This window comes from Thauera sp. (assembly GCF_034003485.1).
Taxonomy (GTDB): Bacteria; Pseudomonadota; Gammaproteobacteria; order Burkholderiales; family Rhodocyclaceae; genus Thauera.
Genome location: NZ_JAVEYL010000087.1, coordinates 1 through 2,619, shown reverse-complemented (window position 1 = coordinate 2,619; position 2,619 = coordinate 1). Strand labels below are relative to the sequence as shown.

Here is a 2,619-nt window from a genome sequence, read left to right as displayed (position 1 = left end):
CACGAGAATGCTCCAGATGCCGTTGTTGACCACCCAAGCCACCAGGGTCAGGTAATACTCCAGGTAGTCCGTGGTGTAGAGCGTCATGCCTGCCTCCCGGTCTCAGCCGTGCCGCAACAGTTGGCTGACTTCCAGCGCGACCACGGCGATCACGGCCGCGATCTCCGTGCGCAGCAGGCGCTGATGCGTCTCGCGTGACGGCTCCCGCCGCAACAGGCGCCGACGCATCCACCACCAGCCGTAAGCCGTCGCTCCGTAGAGGCACAGCCGCCACACGAAGAAATGGCCGGCATGCGCCTGCAGCCAGTGCTGCCAGCCTTCGACGCCGCCGACCACGTGGATGCCGGCGATGTTCACCGCCACCGCGGCGGCGGCCACCAGCAAGGTCCACAGCAGCGCCACGCCGACGCGGCGGTTGAACAGCCATGGCAGCCGCAGCCAGGCCAGCCGGCTCATGGCGTACCGCTCCGCGGCTTCTGGACTTCCCGCAGACGGTCGCGTGTGGTGTCGCCCTCGAAGACGCCGCGCGAACCGGCAGCGCGGGTGCCGTGGCGCTGGATGATCGCCATAGCCGAGTTGCCGGCCAGCGTGCGGCGCAGCTCCAGCTCGGTCTTGAGGTTGTTGATCTCCTGCTCCAGCGCGCTGTTCTCCTGGTCGACCGCTTGCACGGCCAGCTCGTTGGCGGCGACGTTCGGCTCCTTCTTGCCGGTCAGCAACGTGCGTTGCAGCAGCAGGGCCTTCTCCAGCACGCTCGACAGCGCTGCCTCGGACGCGAGGCGCCGGCCCAGCACGTCCTGGTCGGGTTCGTCACGCAGGGCCTCGATCACGCCGCGGGTGATCGGCAGCGAACTGCTGCCGGCCGCGTCGAGATTGGCCAGCGTCGTCGGCCGGGCGCCCGTCACCAGTTCCTGCAGCACCTGCAGCTTGGTCTCATACTCTTCCTGGATCATTGGCGTCAGCCCGACGCCAGGCGTGGTCTGGGTCTTCGTGCAGTTTTCGCAGGTGCGTTGCTCGCGTTCGCCCAACACGCGGGTCGCCCAGTCCGCGGCCGCCTGGGGCGAGGACCAGGTTTGGCAGGTCAGGCGGTTGCCGCAGGCGCTGCGCGCGATCGACGAGGTATCGGTGGCGCTGCGCCCGTTGAGCAGGTTGTAGCCCGCGCGCGTCACGTCGCCGACCACCTTGATCGAACTCTGACCGGAGCCGCCCGCGTTGCCGCCGCCGACCCATGGCACGCCGTTGTTCCCTTTGTTGGACTCGGCCTGCTCGATGGCGGAGACGGCATCGGTGCTGCTGACCGCATCCCGCAGCGCCATCCCTTCGGCGAGCTGGTCCCAGCCGGCCTGGCCGCCGGCCATGTCCGCCATGCGATTGGCGATGGCGCGGCAGGTCATCTTCGAGCGGTCGAAATCCAGGCGCGCCTGCAGGATGCCGTTGGTGAGCAGGTTGTACAGGCCCGGGTCGGCGCGCTGGATGATCAGCGCCGGCAGCGAGGCCACGGCGCTGGTGGCGTTCTGGATCACGTTGCTCATGATCGTCTGGAAGCCGTTGGTGATGCCGTTGAGCTGGTTCTGCAGCGTCGTGGTGATGCTCATGTCGCCGCAGATCAGGTTGCTGTTCCAGCCGACGCCGACGCCGATGCTCTGCATGTTGCCGGCACCACCCATCGACACGGCCCGGCCGCCGCCGATGCTGTAGAGCACGTCGTCGCCGATCACGCTGCCGCTGACGTTCACGCCATTGGGATCGATGCGCGTCTGCCCCCAGGCGACGCCGACGACCAGCGTGATGGCCGCCACGAGCAGCGTGGCCCCCAGGGGCGATTTCGCGCGGCGGAGGAAGTCAGAGAGGGAGGCGTTCATCGTGGGTTCCTCACATGAAATCGACGCTGCCGAGGAAGACCTGGCCACGGCGCCGGCAGCAGGAGTACGGCCGCCACAAGGCCCAGGCGTAGTCGCCCTGCTGGGCCTGCACGCGGGTGCGGCTGTGCGGGAAGACCACGCAACTGTTCGAGAGCGTGGGCGTCAGCTCCTGCCACTTGCCCGTCGAGGCGTCGGTCTCCATCAGCGCGCCGGCCGGCCAGTAGCCGTCGCGGGCGTTGGCCAGCAGGGGCTGATACACGTGAATCTGGTTGCGGCGCGTCACGATGTCGCCCGCGCGCTGCGCGACCACGGCGCCGCTCTTGTGGTCGTCGGTCTGGTGCAGGAAGCCACCGCGGGGATACACGTTGCCCCAGAGGTTCAGGCCGGTGCGCGTACCGATTTCGCGCCGGCCGGGGATGAGCGCTTCGGGGTAGAACGCTTCCGGGATGTTGTAGCGCCAGGCGATCGTGTCGAGCGTGCTCAGCAGATACGGCATGAAGGCCGTGCCAGCGCCTTCGCAGGTGTAGCCGGAGGCGCTGGCGAACTGGCTGAACACCATCCCGGCCGGATGGCCGATGACATCGGCGTTCTTGAACTTGGCGAGGTTGTTCTCGTTGTCGTGATTGGTCGTGCCGTCACCGCCAGCCTTGGCGCTCGGGTTGGGCATGCTCATCGCCCTGACTTCCAGCCACGGGTTTTCGCCGGTGTTCGAGTAGCTCGACACCACCGCATCGGGGACGTAGTGGCGCACCTTGACGGA

At 67.9% G+C, this 2,619-nt stretch carries 3 protein-coding genes; all 3 read right to left on the bottom strand.

The window, feature by feature from the left end; genetic code table 11:
• Positions 1-102 precede the first annotated feature (102 nt).
• Positions 103-456 (bottom strand): hypothetical protein, encoded by a 354-nt coding sequence (locus RBT54_RS18420; RefSeq protein WP_023115032.1) that lies wholly within the window; start codon positions 454-456, stop codon positions 103-105.
• Positions 453-1,859, bottom strand: coding sequence for an integrating conjugative element protein (locus RBT54_RS18415; RefSeq protein ID WP_320368428.1), 1,407 nt, complete (start codon positions 1,857-1,859; stop codon positions 453-455). Before RBT54_RS18415 ends, RBT54_RS18420 begins: the two co-directional genes overlap by 4 nt.
• A 10-nt stretch (positions 1,860-1,869) precedes the next feature.
• Positions 1,870-2,619, bottom strand: a 750-nt coding sequence (locus RBT54_RS18410; protein ID WP_320368427.1) for a TIGR03756 family integrating conjugative element protein, incomplete at its 5' end; no start/stop codon positions are given.